Annotated in this window: 15 protein-coding genes; 4 read left to right on the forward strand and 11 right to left on the reverse strand. The window is 50.8% G+C overall.

Annotated elements, in window-relative coordinates:
- Positions 1-128: 128 nt before the first annotated feature.
- The 5 genes from E3E25_RS11200 to E3E25_RS11220 form a co-directional block, all read right to left on the reverse strand.
- Positions 129-1,784 carry a UvrD-helicase domain-containing protein gene (locus E3E25_RS11200; protein WP_167893358.1) on the reverse strand — a complete coding sequence of 552 codons (1,656 nt, stop codon included), beginning with the start codon at positions 1,782-1,784 and terminating at the stop codon, positions 129-131.
- Positions 1,781-3,790, reverse strand: coding sequence for a hypothetical protein (locus tag E3E25_RS11205; RefSeq protein WP_167893359.1), 2,010 nt, complete (start codon positions 3,788-3,790; stop codon positions 1,781-1,783). Before E3E25_RS11205 ends, E3E25_RS11200 begins: the two co-directional genes overlap by 4 nt.
- The gene (locus tag E3E25_RS11210; RefSeq protein WP_167893360.1) at positions 3,787-4,245 is read right to left on the reverse strand and encodes a hypothetical protein; all 459 of its coding nucleotides are present in this window, start codon (positions 4,243-4,245) and stop codon (positions 3,787-3,789) included. Before E3E25_RS11210 ends, E3E25_RS11205 begins: the two co-directional genes overlap by 4 nt.
- A 265-nt stretch (positions 4,246-4,510) precedes the next feature.
- A complete protein-coding gene (locus tag E3E25_RS11215; protein WP_167893361.1) occupies positions 4,511-7,153 on the reverse strand; it encodes an ATP-binding protein in 2,643 nt (880 codons plus the stop codon).
- A 52-nt stretch (positions 7,154-7,205) separates the two neighbouring features.
- Complete coding sequence (locus E3E25_RS11220) at positions 7,206-8,291, reverse strand: hypothetical protein (protein ID WP_167893362.1); 1,086 nt, start codon at positions 8,289-8,291, stop codon at positions 7,206-7,208.
- A 120-nt stretch (positions 8,292-8,411) separates the two neighbouring features.
- On the opposite strand from E3E25_RS11220, the gene E3E25_RS11225 reads away from it, so the two are divergent.
- A complete protein-coding gene (locus E3E25_RS11225; RefSeq protein WP_167893407.1) occupies positions 8,412-9,161 on the forward strand; it encodes a hypothetical protein in 750 nt (249 codons plus the stop codon).
- Positions 9,131-9,829: a hypothetical protein gene (locus tag E3E25_RS11230; RefSeq protein WP_167893363.1), complete on the forward strand. Its 699-nt coding sequence runs from the start codon at positions 9,131-9,133 to the stop codon at positions 9,827-9,829. Before E3E25_RS11225 ends, E3E25_RS11230 begins: the two co-directional genes overlap by 31 nt.
- Positions 9,830-9,834: 5 nt before the next feature.
- On the opposite strand, the gene E3E25_RS11235 is transcribed toward E3E25_RS11230, so the two are convergent.
- The 3 genes from E3E25_RS11235 to E3E25_RS11245 are packed head-to-tail and all read right to left on the reverse strand — an operon-like array spanning position 9,835 to position 16,366.
- The gene (locus E3E25_RS11235; protein WP_167893364.1) at positions 9,835-12,600 is read right to left on the reverse strand and encodes a DUF1156 domain-containing protein; all 2,766 of its coding nucleotides are present in this window, start codon (positions 12,598-12,600) and stop codon (positions 9,835-9,837) included.
- Positions 12,601-12,604: 4 nt separating this feature from the next.
- The gene (locus E3E25_RS11240) at positions 12,605-13,060 is read right to left on the reverse strand and encodes a hypothetical protein (RefSeq protein ID WP_167893365.1); all 456 of its coding nucleotides are present in this window, start codon (positions 13,058-13,060) and stop codon (positions 12,605-12,607) included.
- Between the two features lie 12 nt (positions 13,061-13,072).
- Positions 13,073-16,366 carry a helicase-related protein gene (locus E3E25_RS11245; RefSeq protein WP_167893408.1) on the reverse strand — a complete coding sequence of 1,098 codons (3,294 nt, stop codon included), beginning with the start codon at positions 16,364-16,366 and terminating at the stop codon, positions 13,073-13,075.
- A 216-nt stretch (positions 16,367-16,582) separates the two neighbouring features.
- On the opposite strand from E3E25_RS11245, the gene E3E25_RS11250 reads away from it, so the two are divergent.
- Positions 16,583-17,248 carry a recombinase family protein gene (locus E3E25_RS11250; protein ID WP_240910834.1) on the forward strand — a complete coding sequence of 222 codons (666 nt, stop codon included), beginning with the start codon at positions 16,583-16,585 and terminating at the stop codon, positions 17,246-17,248.
- On the forward strand, positions 17,238-17,498 hold the full coding sequence (locus tag E3E25_RS11255) for a hypothetical protein (protein WP_167893367.1): 261 nt from the start codon (positions 17,238-17,240) through the stop codon (positions 17,496-17,498). Before E3E25_RS11250 ends, E3E25_RS11255 begins: the two co-directional genes overlap by 11 nt.
- Positions 17,499-17,598: 100 nt before the next feature.
- Here E3E25_RS11255 and E3E25_RS11260 read toward each other — a convergent pair whose 3' ends face one another.
- The 3 genes from E3E25_RS11260 to E3E25_RS11720 all read right to left on the reverse strand — a co-directional run bounded on the left by E3E25_RS11260 (position 17,599) and on the right by E3E25_RS11720 (position 19,153).
- A complete protein-coding gene (locus E3E25_RS11260; protein WP_167893368.1) occupies positions 17,599-17,844 on the reverse strand; it encodes a hypothetical protein in 246 nt (81 codons plus the stop codon).
- Positions 17,845-17,974: 130 nt separating this feature from the next.
- The gene (locus tag E3E25_RS11265) at positions 17,975-18,133 is read right to left on the reverse strand and encodes a hypothetical protein (RefSeq protein ID WP_167893369.1); all 159 of its coding nucleotides are present in this window, start codon (positions 18,131-18,133) and stop codon (positions 17,975-17,977) included.
- 96 nt (positions 18,134-18,229) lie between these two features.
- The gene (locus E3E25_RS11720) at positions 18,230-19,153 is read right to left on the reverse strand and encodes an integrase (RefSeq protein ID WP_167893370.1); all 924 of its coding nucleotides are present in this window, start codon (positions 19,151-19,153) and stop codon (positions 18,230-18,232) included.
- Positions 19,154-19,213 lie beyond the last annotated feature (60 nt).

The raw sequence follows: 19,213 nt of genomic DNA on the forward strand, positions 1-19,213 counted from the left end.
TACAAAGGCAAGTTTTATTTCGATGATGTGCAATAGCCGATGGTCACCTCGAGGTGGCCGCGTGAATAGCATCTTGCCATCATCCTGTGGCTACGTATGGCCGGGGGGCTATTGCCCCCCACCAGAACTCAAAACCTCACGTACCCCAACACAGACCTCTTTGACTTGCTCGTGAGAACATAAAGACTCTCTCTCGCACGAGTCATCGCAACGTAGAGAACCCTTACCTCTTCCTTCAGAGCATTCTCATCCCTTTGAATCTCTTTTTCGATCTTACGATTCACGAAATCAATGACAATGACAACATCGGCCTCTTCGCCCTTTGCGGCGTGCATCGTGTCCACGTAGATTATCTTTCCATTCCTCCTCTTTCTGAGCCCAGCCAAAACACGCTTCTCTTCCGGATCAAGGACATCAAGATAATGGTTCTCAATGAACCTCGCAAGGGATAGAACGTCATCAGAGCACTCTCCGGCTCCATTGTCTTCATTATTGGAGCTTTCCTCTCCAGTAAGGCATTCTTCGACCTTTATTATAGCATCTACAGGCGTTTTGAACAGTGATCGAAGACGAATTCCTTCCTCATTCAGAGAAGTTACAGCGAAGAACAGCCTCAGCCCAATGCTCCTTTTCTCCTCGAAGGCGATGACTTCCTCAAGAAGGTCATAAAGACTGTCGTCATTCTTTATTCTTGAGACTCTGTATCCTGCCTCGATGATGTACTTTTCAATCTCTCTCGCTTGCTTGTTTGTTCGTGTAAGGACGAACACGGTCTTATCTTCATCCATAATGCTTTCAAGAATCTGAATTACTCTATCACCGGTTGTTCTGTCCATCTTGAGGAGATTGGACTTTTTCAGGTACTCTGTGATGGCCTTACCAGGTTCCTCACGTGGCTCATACTCGAAGTGGACCCCGAGCCACCGTGTGAGCATCTCCGCCTTGTTGTACACGTGCTTGGGTAGCCTATAACTTTTCTTCAATACAACAACTGTACCGGACGCCATAAAATTTGCAAACTCGGAAGGGTCAGCCCCCTGGAATGAATATATCGACTGATTCGGGTCTCCAGCTGCAACGACATAGTCAAGGAGACCAATGCTTCTCAACCTCTTCACGACTGCCCATTGAAGAGGACTGAAGTCCTGAGCTTCGTCCATTATCATGACCCTGGGCTCACTGCCCTCCTTTTCTGGAGCGAGTGTAGCAGGAGTGGTTGTAAGGAAGTATCTGAGAACTGACGCATAGTCAAAAATGCCCTTTTCTTCCTTCCATGCTACGTAGTCCCTTATTCTCTGGTACACGGCGTCTTTCTCCTGTTGTTTTACGATTTTGAGGATTTCATTGCTGTCTTTATCATAATAGACGTTGAAATAGTAGTTGTACCTTATCTCGGCAACGTTCGACGGGTGTGAACTGAACCGATCCCTGAAGTCATAGCCATAGTTCATTTCCATCATCGCGGCAATAAATGGCTCTCTCATGAATCCTGCGGGTGTGAGGAGTTTATTCCGCATAAGAACCCTTGTGATGTAACTATGCAGAGTGTACGCGTTGTAAATTCCTCTCTCTTTCAGAACCCTGACCGCAGAAGTTGTAAAGGTGAGAAAGAGAACCTCATCGCCCGTGTAATCCCTCCTCATGATGAGCTTGTTGAGGCCGTATCGTTGCACGAAGTTGGCAACGTCTTTGGAAACGTCTCCGGTAAAGTACTTGTAAAGATTGAAGAGAGCAGAGGTTTTTCCTGTCCCTGGAGGCCCCAGAATGGTTATCTGAGCGTTCATGCTGTAACACCCTTCTCGGCAATCTCATCAAGATCCAAGTACTCCTGTTCATTCAAGTACTCATCAATGGTCTTTATGGGAGGCTTTATGGCGTTCTCTTTCTCAAGGAAGTCAAAGAATCTGTCTGAAATCAGATAATAGAGGTATACATGCCTCCCATTCTTCAAAGATTTGCTCCGTCTGACTTCTCTCCAAGTTTTCTTGTCAATAATACCCATTCTGTGAAGGAACTTGGCAAGAGTTCTGGCGAATCCACGGGTGTCAGATCCGTACTCGAGAAGGTGAGGATCGAAGTAGATTCTGTTCTCGTTTTCGGCGTAGATCATTATCCTCTTCCTGAACAGCTCATCTACACGGTCTCCGCTTATTGAATTCAGCTCGTCGATTTTCACTATCCAAAAGACCTCAGTCTCGATGATATTCAGGAAACCATTCTTGACATCTTCGTACTCTTCTATTACAATCTCCTTTGCGTTTCTTGTAACGAATGCATAGTAATCCAGCATTATTTTGGCGAGAACGTCGTTGAACTTTCTCCTTTCCTGTTTGTTGAGATTCCTGATTGAAAGCGGATCAACGATGTAAACCCCGAAATGAGCCATAAAGTCCTCGTTGAGGGAGTAGAACATCTTTTCCTTCTCTGTCCGCTCCTTGTTCTTGAGAACGATCGTCTCAACCTTTCCAGCTGTCTCCACGGTAAACGAGACCTTATATGTCACCTTACCGCTCCGTTCGTCCACTTCCTTGATTATATCGGAGGTGCGTTCGATAAGCCACTCAAGAAGGTCAAAATTATTGGAGAGAACTCTCCGAGCACTTGTTACAGAGTACTCACTTGGCTTATCCCCTGTTTTTCTCATTGCTCGCTGGTAGTAAGAGCGGAGTGCTCTGTTGAGCTCCCAGATGGTACCTTTCCCCAGATAGCTCTTGTAGTTCTTCAGCGTCGCCGAGTACGTATCCAGAACTGCTCTCTCCCGGTCCTCCCATGGATCACTATCCTGGGTCTCAATGTACACTCTTCTCACAACTTCGAGTGTATCCTCCACTGGAATCCCCCGGTGCCAGGCAAAGGCGGCAAATCCAAGGATGAGATTGTGCCTCCTGCCCGGCATGTAGTACTTTTTCAGGACTTCTACCAAGGCGTCTTTTTCCTCGCTGTTGAGCCTTATGTTGCCCCTATTCTCAATGTGAAGCTCTTCCTGCGTTGTGATCCCTTCCCGGAGCTTCTTCTCAATAAGTCCCTCAATTTCGAGCCTGTTTGTTCCAGAAACTTCAACTATCTTTGAAACGGACTCGTAGATTGTTCCAGCTATCTCACGCCTGTTCACGGTCCAAGCAACTCTCATAATGCGCGAGGGATTGTACACGCTCTTGTCTACGGCATTCTCGACGAGATAGACGTAGTTGGGGTCTATACTCTCTTTGAGAACCCTCTCAAACTCGTCTGCGAGTTCCCTCCCGACTTCCCGAAAAGCCGCCTGCCAGTTTCTGTCCCCAACCTCTACGGGATTTACCTTGAGATACACATGGAAGCCAAAGCCTGAGAAAACCAGCATGTACCTGAAGTTGTACTTCCCAAACAGCTTCTGAACAGCTCTCTTTATCGCTTCCTTCACGGCTGATATCTCAACCCCAGAGGGGGCCCTATTGTGGAAGACATCCACATCAATTGGCAGGTTTATCACTTCAAGTATGTCATCGTTCGTAAAGGAACCCTCCTTCTGACCTCCCGCTGGATTTATCGTGACATATATACCCTTTATTCTGCTGTCCGAGTTCATTTCTCTGATGATGTAATTCGTAGCCCTTCCAATGTCCTTGATTCTGAACATCCTACGCTTTACGCTTTCATCCATCCCGAGAATTCTTATCTCGAACCAGTACTCTTGGTTCGTGTTCTCATAGAGAAACTCCAAGTATTTCTTTATCATGCCAGAAAGAGCTTCCCTGTTTTCGAGGATTGCCCTGTCTTCGTCGCTGATAAGACTGGCGTACTTCGGCATCATTGCCCATCACCCCTGAGAAGCCTCTGAATCTCTTCTACATGCCATGCAAGGTGCTTTTTGTCCCATTCCGTAAGTCCATCTTCCCTCATTATCCTATGGATGGCTATTGAGACATAGTTGAGAGAAGCGACAAGATCTTCATGATTGTTGTAGAACTCCCTCACAACATCGCCCACGATTGCATCTACGGCCTTTATGTACTCCCGTATCCCCTTTGGATTGTCCGTACGAACCGGAAAGACTGCCTTGAAGGAGAATTCTTCTTCTGTTTCCTTGAGAAACCTTATCCTCTCCTTGTCTTTCAAATCAAGGCCCCAATAGGTTATGTCATCAATAGTGATCTCACCACGGGCTATCTTTTTTGCCAGCTCTACCTGGGTAGTCATAAACCTCTTTGAAGCCCTTCTGAGAAGGTACTTTGTGGATGCAGGTATGTACAGATTGTACCTACCCATCTGATTTCACCTCAACATTATGTGTGCGCACACTATATAAAAACTTTTTCGTCTCAATACTGAAGGACAATTCCCTCAAAACTGGGGATAAACTACGAACAGGGAGATCAATAATAGTAACCATCGGGTCGATTCACGACTCCTGATGTACGAGGTGGGGTAGTGTAGGGGCTATCTCTATTGATGCCATTGAATATGTTGGTGGATCGTGCTTCGTGAATCAAATCCCTCACAGCTACTTATAAGGGGAGCAAAAGAGAAAAGATTACTCCTTCCCAAGTTCCTCAACGTCAATACCCAGCTGTCTGAACGTCTCAAGCAGATTCTCATACTCCATCGGGCTCATGTTCCCATTCTCCGCCTTTATCTCGATGGTAACTCTCTCAAACTTGCTCTTCAGCAGGTTCAACGCCCTCAATATGTCCCTCAGCCCTCCAGTTCCGGGCCCCAGTGTCAGGTGCAGGTGAATGGACTCTACCTGGCTTTCCACAACTTCTTTTCTTCCCTCTGTTTCCGAGGGCACAAGCATGGCCTGCTTGTCCCTGACTGCTGGAGGCTTCCATTCCTCCTCAGGAGCTCCAGCTACGCTCTCAGCTGTAGCTTTTTCTTGAGCTATAGCTTGAGCTTCTGCCTCAGCTTCAGCCTTTGCTCTCTCCCTCAGCTCTTCGCAGTACTTCCTGTTCACGATGACCTCTTTCTCGTCAAGGGTAACCGTAGGCCTTTCACCAAGGTACTCGCAGGTTACCTCCTCTCCCGTGAGGTACCCCAATCCAAAGCGCCCCTCGCTTACCCCCTGCCGTATCGCGTCTATAAGCACGCTCTTACTCTTCAAGAGTGGCATCCCCGGGGTCTTGAGGAAGCTCTCGTAGAGTGCCTTCGTTGGGATATACCCCTTCCCGTCCAAGTATTTCATCTCGATGACCACTGGAGCCATCTTCTCGACGAGCTTACCCTCTTCTCTGAGCTTCTCGTAGACGAGCTCCTCGATGGTCTTCTTGATGCCCACGGGCTTCATGCCGAGGTCAAGCTCTTCGTAGCCGCCACGAGTGGGAAGCAGTACGAGCCTGTAAAGCTCTGCTATCTTCTGAACGATGTCTTCTCTTGCCCGCTTCAAATTCTCCTTCACGTCATCCTTTTGCTCTGAAGTGAGCTCCAGAGAACCCTTCTTTGCCTTCTCGTCGATGGTCTTCCATGCAATATACCTCCTCACGAGCCTGTTGAAACTGGCCCTCTCCGTCTCCCTTGGAACGAGGAAGATGAGGGTGTTCTTGTGAACCCTCTCGCTACCGCCGTAAGATTGCAGAATCTGGAGAACCTTCTCCTTGTCATACTCAGGAAGAACAACGAGCTTCAAGCTTGGATCGCTATCAGGAACGTCCACCGGTTTACTCGGCCACAGATAGACCTTGAAGTATCTGCCCTTGAGCTGACCCTTCAGCAGTTCGTGCTCAACATCCCTTATCTGTTCCTCGCTCACGTTGTTCATCTCGTCCACAACGAGCTTGTTGAGGCTTGGCTCAAGGCTGAAGAAGTACCGACCATCGCGGTAGTGAAGGTAGAGCAGATTGTCTTTGAGGTAGAGGATGGCGTCTCCCACTATACTACTCGAGTACCTTGTATCGGCACAGGAGAGCTTTATTTCCTTCGTGGTGGCTCCCTTCACGTCTCCGCCTGAGAAGGAGTACATGAAGATGACAGTGGCCGCTCTCGTCCCCACGCGATAGTGCTCGTAGGATTCTCCGACCATCCTGTCAACCCGCTTTGCGCCGGAGTTGGGCGAGAGAATGTCCGCATCAAGGACGGAATAGTACCTGCTCTCCCCTATGATGTCTATGAGCTCGTCCCTGAGCGTCTTGACACTCAAGTCGAAGTCAGATAGCCTGATGAAGGATACATCCCTTCCGATGAGCGAGTGGACCACTATTGAGAGAAGCCTCAGCACACCCCTTGTTCTCTGGAACTTCGGCAGACTACCCCAGCGGTGGTAGAGAACGTCAATGACCTCCGGCTGGAAGGGGTAACTCCGGAGGAACCTCTGGCGGTACTGGTAGGCGTTGAGGCCCTCCGGGATGAGGCCTTCCTTCTCAAGGTATTCTACCACACGCTTCACGACTGCCTCCATCTCGGTCTCGTCAATCCTCTTGAAAAGCCTCGTTCTGATGACGTCGTGGACTTCCTCCTCCTGTACTGGAGTGAACACCTTCTGAGAGCGCCCCACTATCTTCTGGAGCTTCTGGAAGTACTCCTCAGCCTTCTCCGAGTAGTGCTCAAGAATGCTGGACGGGAGGGTCATGACGAGAAGAACCCTGTCGGTGGACTTCACGACCTCAGTGAGCTCGTGGATAAAGGCAAGTGTCTGGTCGGCGAGGGTGGTCTCTCCAACCCTTACCCCAGCGGCCTTTACCATGTACTCAAGGAGTTCATCAACGAGAATCAGCACTGGAGCCTTCTCCTCGAGGAGTTCTGATAGCTTTATCTTCCCCGGGGCGACGTTGCCCTTGAGGCGCCTTACACTGCCCGTGAGCTGGCGCTCAAGCTCCTCCCAGAGGATGACCTCCTTCGCGTCAAAGGCAGTTCCGTCGAGAACGACCACATTCGCGCCCCACTCCCGGGCCTTGTGATAGAGTGCTATAAGCGAGTGTGTCTTACCCCCACCAAAGGGGGTCTGGAGCTGTATCACCGCATCCCCAACGCCCTCGAGGAGCCTTTTCCTCGCTATGTCCAGGAGAGCACTCAACCCACTCGTTATGTACGTTCTCTCCCAGAAGAGCTCCGGGTTCCTGTAGTCCTCGGGCCCCTTGTTCTGATAAACGCTCCAGAGGTCAGCGGCAAAAGTATCAAGGGTGAACCTTCCTTCCTTTATGTCATCGTGGGGAATGGCGATCTGGTAAAACGGCTTCAACTCCATGGTTACACCTCCGAACCATATACCCTCGGGAGTATTTGGGCTTTCCGGTTGCTCATCCATCATCCGACCCAAAGAGACCCTTGAGTTTATCCACGAGGTCCGTTTTGTTCCCTATGAGTTCCTTGGTCTTGTTTCCGAGTAGCTTCCCCAGAGAGCTCACTTGAGCCTGAACCCAGTCTGGATTGTCAACTTTTGAAATGAGCTCCTCTACCATCTCCGGATTGTCTCCAAAGGCCTCAAAGTACCGGTTTATAAGTCCCCGGCTTTCCCAGTGCATTGTGCTCATCACGACTTTGAGCGCTGTACTCCCTCCATAGCGGTATATCACGTGGAAGAGGCGGGTCTTCCATAGAAGATTACCCACAAGCTTGTACGAAACCTTGTAAGCAACGTTCTCCTTCATGAATATAAGCTCCAGTCCCACTACAAAGAGCCTCTCGTAGAAAGCTGAGTACGTGCCTCTATCTCCTGGAACCACTTGTCCAGCGGCTATGATGAGTCTGTTGTAGTCACGAGCAAACGAACACATCATAAACATGTCCTCAACCTGTGAGGGCTTGAGAGTGTTTTTGAGCCTTCTGATTTCTCCCTCATTCAAATAAGGCAGTTCAATCCCGTAATCCTTTGATAGACCCTCTGCAAGATTTTTGTACTTGTGGAGGGCCACCGTAAGGTTTGAAACTTCTTCGCTGTATGTGGTAAGGTTCTGGTATCCCGAGAGGTTCCCGCATTCGGGGAGCATGGGCAGGGACGCGATAGATGTGGCCAGTACAATCGTAACGTTGTCGTAACCGTACGTGGATATGCTCTCCCACAGGCTCTGGGTGAAGTTCTGGAGACTTGTCCTGAGCTGGAGAGCTTCTTCCTGGCTCAGGTTGAGTGGTTCGGCCTCTTCCGACGTTGAAGGGACCTGCTCCCTGGACTCACCAGAAAAGACACTCGAAGGAGTACTCTCCACTGTATTGGCTGGAACTGAGGCGCTGGAATCATTTGAGAAGCTCAGCGGGATTGTCACTTTTTCCCCGGATGTTGCTCCGTGCTGAACGAGTCCCCACTCCCAAGTCGTTACGAGGAACATCAGTACTATAAACCCAACAACTACAAGACCCGCTATTCCCCTCAGGAGGCAGTCACCCATTTCGTGTTACGAGGTGTCACGGATACAAAAGCTTTTCTGTTCCCTCATACCCTCATTGACAGAATTCTTCGATGGAATTATTTATAAGGGAGCGCATCGGAATGGCAAACAGTGAGAACCATGGGATCTCTTCAGAGCGGGAGAGGCCATTGGGCACTTCCTGAGGTTGTGATCGATAAGTACAGCGATGACCTGCTTATGGGGGTACTTGACGCCATAGACCCCTACTTCTCTGCCATCCCCTACGTGAGGAAGAAGCACCAGACTCACAGATTCAGGGCGCTCCCCCGCCTGAGAGAGCTTCTGGATGAGAAGCGAGACGTCCTCATCTCCAGAATAACCCAGGTACTGCCGAAAGAAGCCAGCAGGATGCACTACCTCAAGGCCCAATCCGAAGTGCTCAAGATATTCGAGGAAGAGCTCGCTGATGTGATGGACGAGATAGACGAACTCATGCACATCCTCAACGAGAACGAGCTCAGGAACTCAATAAGAACCGACATCAGGAGGCAGATGGGGCTTTTGAACTCCATGAGGGAGAGCATCCTTGAGATAGCCTCCGATCCAGAGGTGCCGGATGAAGAGTTTGAGAGGTACATGACGCTTGACCAGGGAATAGCGCTCCTCATCAAGCTCTACGAGAAGATGCTGGAGGACTGGAAGAACCCGGAGCTCTCAATCTACATCCTCATGCTCAGCCTCAGGATACTTGCGATACTCAACGGCAAGCTTGAGCACATTCCCCTCCTCAGGAAGGACATAGTCGAGATGGTTCCCGAGCTTGAAAGAGACGCCAGCCCGGAGGAAGTCGAGGAACTCATCAAACTGGTGGGGAAGGAATGGCCAACTTCGTCGACACCAACATCGTAGTGGCCAAAGTCGTCGATACTGACCCCAACCACAAGCTCGTTGAAGAGTTCTTCAAGGACAGTCGAATGGACATAATGGAGTCCGTTTACCAGGAGCTCCGACAGACTTTCTACGAAAAAGCCTTCAGTGCCCTCACAAAGCTCAAGAAGGCCATAAGCAAAGCGAACAAGATGGAGTTCTCAAGCGAAGAGGAAGAGATAAGGGCCATCAGAGAGCTTACGATCCAAATCTGCCGGGAAACCGAGCCTCAAATCCTCAACTTCTGCGAGTACATCGTAAAAGTCGCCGAGGAGAGGGGCCTTCTTCTCGTCAGAAAGCGGGTGAAGCTCCTCAGGGAGATGAACGACTTCATAATCGAGCAGACCTCGAAGATAAACAGACTCGGCGGTACCCACAGGATTATAAGGCTACAGACGGAGGAGCTTGAATCCGCGATAGACATCTATGACAAGGTACGGGAGAGATTCAAGGACGACTACGATGCCCTCATCTTCAGCGAGGCGGTGATGTTCTCGGCCAAGACAGACGAGCCGTGCACTTTGTACACCCTCGACAAAAACTTTGCACGAACCGCCCGGAAAGTCCTTGAGGAACTGAAAGCGGATAACCCGGAGATAAAGCTCCAGGTGGTTTATCTCCTCGACGAAATTGAAAAGAAAGCCGAGTAGGGCGTTCAGCCCTTTATGAACCGCTCAATCGTCTCCTGCTTTCTGGAATCTTCCCCGTTGAAGACCGAGTAGTCGTCCTTCTCGATGGCCCTCCTTATGTGCTCCCTGCCTGCGAGGAAGCCGTCGAGGAGCTTCTTCTCCTTGCTGTCCTTCGGGAGGACTTCACTGATGACCTGGGCCACCTTGTAGAAGACGTCCTTCTCGCCCCAGCCGGTCTCTGCGAGCAGGCCGACCATCTCCCTCTTCCTGTTGGCCTGCCAGAGGAGTAAAGCCTTGTGGAGGACATCGATGAGGTCGTTGCCCTTTATCTCCTTCAGCTTCCTGTCTCCCGGACCGAGAACGCGGATGAACTCCTTCTCCTTCACGATGAAGCCCCTGTTCCACTCCTTCTCAAGGTCAAGGCCAACGGAAGTTGCGAGCTTCCTCGCCTCGTCGAAGGCCACCTTCGCCTCTCCGTACGTCCAGCGCCAGAGCACGTAGAACTTCGCGAGCGGAGAAAGTTCGGAGGAGATGTCCTCCCTGAGAACCTGTCTTATCGCGTAGTCGCTGACCATATCGCGCACGAGTTGGAGCAAGCGGTCACCTCTTATCTCGTTGCCCTCGTAGTCGAGAACCCTCTCATATTTGCCGAACACCTCAATGGCCGAACCTATGGCCGAGATGAAGAAGTCGGCACCGCTTATGCCCTCGCGCCAGAGCTGGTCGAGCTTCTTCTCAAGCTTTGCCTTGAGCTCCCTCTTCACTTCATCGAACCAGCCGACGCCCTGCTTCTCCACCTTGCGGGCGACTATGTAGATTGAGGAGGCGAGGGCTGCGGATTCACTTGCTCGTAGTCTTGTTCTCATCTCCGTATGAATAGGCCAAGAGGCCGTTGGAACGAGTCCCGAGTCGAGGAGCGAGTTTATGAGCGTCTCCCAGCCCTCTGTGGTTTTGTGGGCGTAGACGAGCACGAGGATCCCTCCCGGTTTGAGGACGCGGTGGATTTCTTTGAGTGCTTGTTTCATTCCCTCCTCAAAGTATCTCTTCGCCGTTTCCCAGTCTTGATTCTGGGTGTAAGCTACGAGCTCCTTGCTCTTCGGCGTGAGCGGGGTTATGAACAGCTCCGGATAAAGGTCCCCAACTGTACGCTTGAGCCACACGTAGAAGAAGTCACTGAGGTAGGAGTAGGGAATATTGTCATAGTACGGTGGGTCAGTGAATACAGCGTCGAAATAACCATCGGGGAATGGTAGTGAGGTTGCGGAACCTTGGATGATGTTTGAGGAACGCTCTGAAGACTGGGAGCAATGAGCAATGACATTTACAACGTATTCAAGCCCTGTATTCCAGCCTCCGCTTGCCTCGGAGAATGCTTGGAGTTCAATGTAATCCCAGACTATTGCCAAGGAACTCCTGCCAATAGGGTACTCTATTTTTTCGCCAACATTATTCCAACGAGATAGTGTATTTGAGCGAGCCACGAACTTGTCAAGAACAATCGCCAGATACGTCACCATAGCTTTTGCATACTCCTCGTCATAGCCCTCTTCAAGCATCCTCTCGTAGGCCTGCCTCACCTTCTCGACGAAGGTTATCAGCGCGAGCTTCTGCCTGTCGTTGAAGAGGTCTCCCCAGGTGTTCAGTCCGTAGTTTCTCACTGAAAATGCCCTCTCTGCCCCCCTGCCTCTGCCTTCAGGCGTTGGCTCGTCCGGCACGGGGTCAATCCCCCACTCCTCCATGAGCTTCGCCCTCTTCTCCTCAAGGTATTTTTTGGCTTCTTCGTAGGCATTGATGTCCCTCTCCGTTGGTAGGCGGTAGATTTTACCCCTCTTCTCCGGGTGGTAGAGGACAACCGCCACCATCCTCTGGCCGGCCTTCCCCTCGCGGAAGAGCTTTCTCGTGGTGTTCGCGTCGTGAGTCATGCCGCAGACGGGGCAGGTGACCTTCGCCCCTTTCACCGTCCCCTTCGAGGGGTCGAAATCTTCCGGCATAGGCTCGTAGCCGTCGCCGACTATCTTGAACTTGACTTCTTTGCCCTCGACGTACGGGTAGAGCGCCACCTTCTTGTTGTTCTTCTTTGCCAGCCAGAACTGCCTCATCAGGGGTATCTCGGCCCCGCAGGTCGGGTTCTGGCACGTTATCGTTCTTGCCCAGATGTAGCCGACCGGGATGTAGCCGTCTTCGTCTTTGGGATAGAAGCGTTCAAGCTCCTTCTTCGCCTCGTTGAGAACCCACTCGCCCCACTTCTTCACGTCCCTCACGAGGTCGTAGTCCTTTCCGCCCTTGCCTGAAATCCACTGGTCAAGTGCTCCCTTCTTCTTTTTCCCGTACTTCTGGGGGTACTCAAGGACGGCCTTGAGGATGAGAACTGCAACGGGGTTGTAGTCAACCGCGTACGTCTCAAGGCCGAGGCGTAGGGCTTCAAGTGGTATCGAGCCTCCGCCGGCGAAGGGGTCGAGAACGCGAGGCCTCTCCTGGTTTGGGTCATCGCGTACCTGCCTGAAGTACTCCATGATGTCCTCCCGAGCTTTTCTTATGACCTCCCCGTCGAGTGAACTTTCCCACTTCGAGAGCTTTGCTATGAACCTCTTCTTCCGTTCGAGCTCTTCCTCGTCCTCTGGAGCTGGAATGAGTGCGGCGTAGTTGGTCGCGCGGGAAGAAGCCAGCGGGCGTCTCGCCCACCAGATGTGCAAAGTTGAGATGTGGCCGTGCCTTATGTTCTTCTCCCTTGCGGACTCTTCGCTTACGGCCTTGACCGGGAAGGCTACCTCGATAAAGCGTTTGTCTTCCACAATTTCACCCCCAAGCTCTTGCAATTATCCATAAGCCAGCGATGAATAGAAGATATTTGAAGAGACTGTACCATTTTGGATCAAATATTTTGTCTTCGAGGCAATTGAATTGGGTTTTCCTTGTCTCTTTGATGGTGTGGGTAATTTTGAACTCAAGTTTCTTTTCCAACTCATAAGAGAGATCTGACATAGCACGTAAATAACGAGCATTCTTACGGGCAATAAATCCGACAGTACCCATTATCCAACCACCCAGTATAAGGACGAGTCCTGCCAATACTCGGTTTCGATCATAGAGGAACATTGCCACTGATACAATTGTAAACAATAGTGGAAGGCCAAACTGAGTGATGCTGTGAAGCTGTGAATCGAACTGCTGTATCTTGCTTTCTATCAATTTGAGCTCCTCCAGTATCATCTGGATGTCTGTGTTTGAGTCATCACCGTTTGCGCTTTCCATTCTACCACCTCCTCAGACCTCAACCTTCCTGCCCTTCTTTCTCCATTCATCAAGCGGGACTTTGAACCTTATCTCGTATTTTTCCACAACCTTGAGCGTGTGAGCGGGATCACGGATGATGTAGAGTGTCGGCTTCTCGGCTGCATACGCCACAACGTAGAGCCAGTACTTGTCGCGGAGCCTCTTCGCGGTCACGTACTCGTTCCAGGTGAGCTCGACGTCGCCGAGCCTTGCCCTCGCCTTCACCTCTATATGCCTCTTCTCACCGTTGCCCTCAGAGTAGATGTCGTAGCCGAGGTTCTCCTTCGAGACGTCCACTGGAGTTCTCCCCTGTCTCCTCTCGTACTCCATGGCTATCTGCATCCCTATCTCCTCTATGGCTGGATCCTCTCCCATCTCTCCCCTCGGGAGCACGTAGATGGCACCGATGAAAACTGGAGGTCTTACCATGAGGCTCGTCTCCCTCGCTATTCTTTCCGGCAGTTCCTTCAGTGCCTTCCGATAACGGTTCAGCCTCTCCTCAAGGTTCCTTATGGTGAGGGCGTACCGCTTCTTCTCCTCCGGGGGGAGGATCTCGTACTCGGCCAGCTTGTAGTCGAGGTCGTCTATCAGCTTCTTGAGGGACTTCACCCCGTACTTTTCCTTTATCTCCGCCTGCCTCTTCCTTTCCTTGAGAAGCCTGTCTTTATATTCTTCGAGGGCCTTCATGGCGTAGATCATCGCGTTCTCTCTCCGGCTGAACTCAACTTCCACCTCGGGGGAATCTTTGGCCGGTTCGAGGTCCCATATTATCTTTGGGTCTATGACCTCAAGGCTCTCTCCATCGTCGTAGACCGCCACGAGCGTCTTGCCTGCCGTCTTGTTGAAGCCGTCCTGAACTTCACCCTCGAAGAACCAGATGGTGCCGTGGAGTCTATTCCTGGGGTCGTAGAAGACCGCTCCGCGCTGGAGCTCTTTGAGGTACTCCTCCTGAACCCACTCGCGGAGAGCTTCGAAGAGCGGATGCCCGAAGGAGACGAACTCTACGTCGTCTCTCTCCTCGGAGATTGCTTTGTCAAAGGTTATGGCCCTGTACGAGCGCTCCACTGTGCCGTACTGCTTCCTCTCCGCTATCTCCCTGAGGACTCTGGGGGTTCTCTCAACCGAGTAAACGTGTGGTTCCTTCTCCCTTATCCTCGCGTTGAGGCGTTTCATGGCTTTGATGAAGAAGAGTTCGAGGTACTCCGGTGACAGCCGGTTCTCTTCGGCCTTCTCAAGGAGTTGCATTATCCTGCTCAGGTCTATGTGCTTCGTCGCGAGGCTCTCTCCGAGAAGCTCTTCCGCCTTCTTCATGATCTCCTCTGGCTGGAGCTTTGGCTCTTCCTCCTTCAGGACGCTGTCCGGGTCTCTGAGCATGACGGCGACTTCTGCAAGGAGGGTGTACAGGTTCTCCCCATCGAGTAACTCTCCGATGACGTCGAAGACCTTATCCCCGAGGGCTTCCCTTATCTCCTCTATCTTGTGGAGGAGCCTCTCAAGTACCATGCCCTCCCTCGTGTTTTTGGCCACGAAGTTGAAGATGTGGACTGGGTATTTCTGACCGTAGCGGTGCACCCTTCCTATCCTCTGCTCAAGTCTGTTGGGATTCCAGGGGATGTCGTAGTTTATGAGCAGGTGGCAGAACTGGAGGTTTATTCCCTCGCCAGCCGCTTCTGTGGCCACCATAACCTGGGCCCACTCTCTGAAGTCCTTCTCGCGTTGAAGCCTCGTTTCCATGTCCATCTCGCCATGGATGAAGGTAACCGTGTAACCCCACTCTTGGAGCTTGTTCACGAGGTACTCAAGGGTGTCCTTGAACTCCGTGAAGATGAGGATCTTCTCTTTCTCACCGTGTTCCCTCGCTATGAAGTCCAGCGTTTCTCTGAGCTTTTTGAGCTTCGTCTCTTCCTCAGATGCTATCAGCTCCTCGCTCATCCTTATGAGCTCGTCAAGGGTTCTTATCTCGGTCTCTATGAGCTTCCTCTTTCTCACTATGGGAAGGCCTTCGAGCCTCAGCTCGGCCTTCCATCTTTCCCTCTCCTCCTCGTCTTCAAGCTCAAGGAGGTCTTCAAAGTTGAGTTGCACACCCCTGGTCTCAAGCTCTCCGCTCTCAAGGTACTCCTTGAGGCGTGCTTTTCTGCGCCGGAGGGACTGGAGAAGTGCGTACGTGCTCGATGCGAACCTCCTCTGGAGTATCACGAGTGGGAAGACTATGCTTCTCCTACTCCCTTCGAGAACTGTGTACTGGTAGTGGATGTAGCGGGAGAGGTCGTTGTAGAGCCTGATCTCCTTGTCAGTGAGATTGAAGTTCACCGTGTGAGAATACCTGGGCTTGAATATCTTCTTCCCCTCAAAGTCCACGAGGTCTTCTTTCATACGTCTGAGGAATATGGGGTTCTCGTTTCTCCTTATTGCCTCAAGGAGTATCTCTTTATCGCTGAAAAGACCCGGAACAAGGAGGTCAAGGAGGAGACGGAAGTTTTCCGGGTCTCCCTTGTGGGGCGTAGCAGTGAGGAAGAGCATGTGGGTGGAGTTCCTTGAGAGCACTTCACCCACCTTGTACCTCTTCGTGCGGTGGATCTTCTTCCCGAAGCGGTATGCGGCCATCTTGTGGGCTTCATCCACTATCACGAGGTCCCAATCAACATTCTCAAGGCTCCTCAGGATGTCCTCTTGCTTGAGGAAGTCTATTGAGGCAATTACCTGTTTTTCACGTCTCCAAATGTCTGTCGTCGTCCGGAAAATCTCTCTGTTGACGATGGTGAACTTTTCCTGGAACTTCTCTTTCATCTCCCTCTTCCACTGGGGTACGAGGTGGCCGGGAACGACTATGAGGATTCTCTCTGCCAGGCCTCTGAGCTTGAGCTCCTTTATCACAAGGCCTGCCATGATGGTTTTTCCGGCACCGGGGTCATCCGCGAGGAGGAAGCGTATCTCGGGGTTTCTGAGGATGTGGTTGTAGACCGCGTCGATCTGGAATGGGAGGGGTGCTATTTTCGAGACGCTGACCGCGAGTATTGGGTCATAGAGTGAGGCGAAATGGTACCGTTCTCCCTCAATTGCGAGGGTAACTGCTTCTGGGTCTCCTTTGAAGTCAAGAGGGTTCTTGATGATTTCAATCTCCTCAAGGTCCGCTTTCGTCAGTATGTAGAGGTCGGCCTTGCGGGAGTTGAGGTAGTGGCCTCCTACCATGATGGTGTCTCCACTTTCGTTCACCATCTCGACGAGAAAAGGCTCCTTCCATTTCGTGCTCTTGAGGATGTAGCCTGGTTTTATCCTCTCATTCATCCCTACCAACCTGTTGAGGGATTTCTACCTTGGTGGATAAAAGGGTTGCGGGAGCTTCGTTGGTTCGGTTGGGTCAAATTGGCTCGGTTCTGGCTTTATGTTTCATAAATACTTGCGTTCAGATTTTTGAAACGTCAAATCTATCATTTTGAAGTTTTTGATACAATAGTGCAAAAGTTTATATCGATGTTTATGATACATACTTGGGTGGGGCAGATGACGGTGTACGTGTACCTCCGAGTGAGCACGGATGAGCAGGACATAGACAGTCAAATGGAGAGCGTAAAGAGCTGGCTTTCTGAGAAGGGGATTGAGGAGTTTGAGATAATCAAAGATGAGGGTGTTTCTGGTGGTGTACCCGCCAAGAAGCGTCCAGGCTTCTCAAAAATACTGGAAATGGCTCGGGAAGGTGATATTCTCGTGGTTTCCGAGCTGACCCGGTTGGGGCGTTCGCTCGGCGATGTCATATTGACTCTCAATGAACTGACGGGGAAGGGAGTCCGCGTTGTCGCCGTCAAGGAGGGCCTGGATAGTACTTCCGATGCCATGCAGTTCAAGATAATGACGACTCTGCTGGCTCTTTTTGCCGACCTCGAGCGCGAGTTCATCCGAAGGAGAACAAGAGAGGGCTTGAAGCGTGCGAGAGAGAAGGGTAAGCGGTTGGGGAGGCCACCTGTGTTGGACGAAGGGAAGCTGGTTACTGTGGTGGAGCTGTATCAGAAGGGATTCTCCTCCCGCAAAATCGCGGGTATTCTCAATGTAAGTCCGAGTACAGTGAGTAGGGTCCTCAGGAGGCTCAGGGAAGCAGGGGTTTTGAGTGAGCGCAAAGTGGTCCGAATTGACAGGAAAAAGCTCAAGGAGGTGATAGGTGGTGAGGGATGAGGAAATCCGTGAAGAACTCGAGGATCTCAGGCGTGAGATTGCCAAACTTCGAAGGGAGATTGCCTCTTTGAAGGGGGACATGGACTGGGCTGTGGATCAATTCGAGGATCATGAGGAGAGAATCAAGGTAATCGAAAAGATTCTGGACGTCGTTTATGATGAGGAGGGAAAGCAGTACAAGAGCAAGTATCTGAATAAGCTCTATGGCATGATAAGGGGCTTGGAACGGAAGATAAAGTCCCAAGAGTGAGGTAGAACTTTCCAGATTGGATCTTGAGGGATGTATCTCTGAAAGTTTCGTCTCATTCTGTTATGGAAAGAAAGATGGCCCCGCCAAATGGCGGGGCAAATCACGGAGGATAAACCTCAAATTCGTCACTTTGGACTTCTTTTGGCCTTTTCGTGAACAATCCTGCGGCAAGACTGACGCTCAGGGGGATGAGGGGCGGTTCGTAGTTCCTGTAATGCCAGTATGCGAGCCATGCAACCACTATGTATTTGAAGCGTCCGGTATCGATGTTCTGGAATAGTTCTCTGACTTCTGCTTTTGCTTTTGGTGGGATGCTCCTCTCTATGATGAGTGTTGCTCTTTCCATGCCTTCAAAGCCCTCCAGTAGAGGCTTTCCAGTTTGTCTGCGATTCTCATGCGATAGGTAATGTCGATCTCTGGGTCCCTGAGCACTACCAGTGCGTCGGCGAGTGTGAAAAGGTCTGAGGCTCTTATTATCATCTCTGAACCATCTCCCAGTACAGTTCTTTGAGGGCTTTGATTTCCCCTTCCAGTTTGTCTGTTTCTCCTCGTAGTACGGCTTCTGGGTTCAATCGCTTCCAAAAGAGCTCGTCCTCTTTCTGTTTGATGAGTTCTTTGAGTTCCCACGTGTTCATATTTTTTACCTCCGTACCATACGCTATTCACAGGGGGCCTGAAGGGCCCAATTTATACTACTTACAAAAGTAATAAAGGTTGAGAAAAGTGCCTGGTTATAGGTGTGAGTAAATGCGCTCTCTGATGGCCTGTAGAAGCTTGGGGTACTGCTTCTTTGCGAGTCTGAGTGCATCGAGGTAATGGCGGGCTCCGATAGAGGTTGGGGCTCTCCCCTGGAGAAAGTCGGCAACATTGGAGTCTATTCCCACGTCAAGTGCTGTGGTGTACCACCATTTCCGTATGCCGTTGTAGAGTATTCTCTGTCTTTTGCCGACATTTTCTGCAATGTTGTAGGATACGGACTCATTCATCTCGTGTATGGCATCTGCGAGCTCTGTGGAGCAGAAGCAGACGAATGCTTGTTTTGTCCTGTTCCGAATGTTGAGTTCTGTGTACACAAATTCTCCCATCGTTGTGTATTCTCCTTTTCTGAGTTTTTCCCATGCGAAAATAGCGTGAGAGCGACGGAGACCACTTTCCACGACGAGTCGGAGGAAGAGGTGGTGTTTTTTGTTGGTGAGTTGGCGGAGTATGTTGATGATTTCTTCGTCTCTGTAGACTCTTGTATCGATGTTGTTCGTTCTTTTGAGCTTGACGCACCTCTTTATCGCCTCGTATTCTTCCTTCGTGATGATTCTCGATTCGTACATGTATTTTGCGAAGCTTCTCAGAGCCAATCTTTGTGTTTTGGAGCCTTCTCTCATCTGCAGTAAATCATTGAAGGTTTGCGCTTTTTTGAGTGCGTTCAAATACGCTCTGGCAACTCTTTTTGTGAGCTGCTTTTCTGCCCAAATTGCCCATTTTGACAGTAGTCGTTCTTTTTCCAAAAATAGCCTTCTGAGAGGCTCACAATCATCAAAAAGGGCCTCCGGAGCCGAAGGTCGCGGGTTCAAATCCCGCCCGGCCCGCCACAACGAAAGACAAGGGGGCTCCGCCCCCTTATCTCTCTGTACTCTCAAACCCCCGAGGTGGGGTTCCACCCCACGTTAAGAAACTTTTCTGGAGAAAAGTTTCATCAAAAATGGCATGCCTTTTAGAGG

The organism is Thermococcus sp. MAR1 (assembly GCF_012027305.1).
Lineage (GTDB): Archaea > Methanobacteriota_B > Thermococci > Thermococcales > Thermococcaceae > Thermococcus.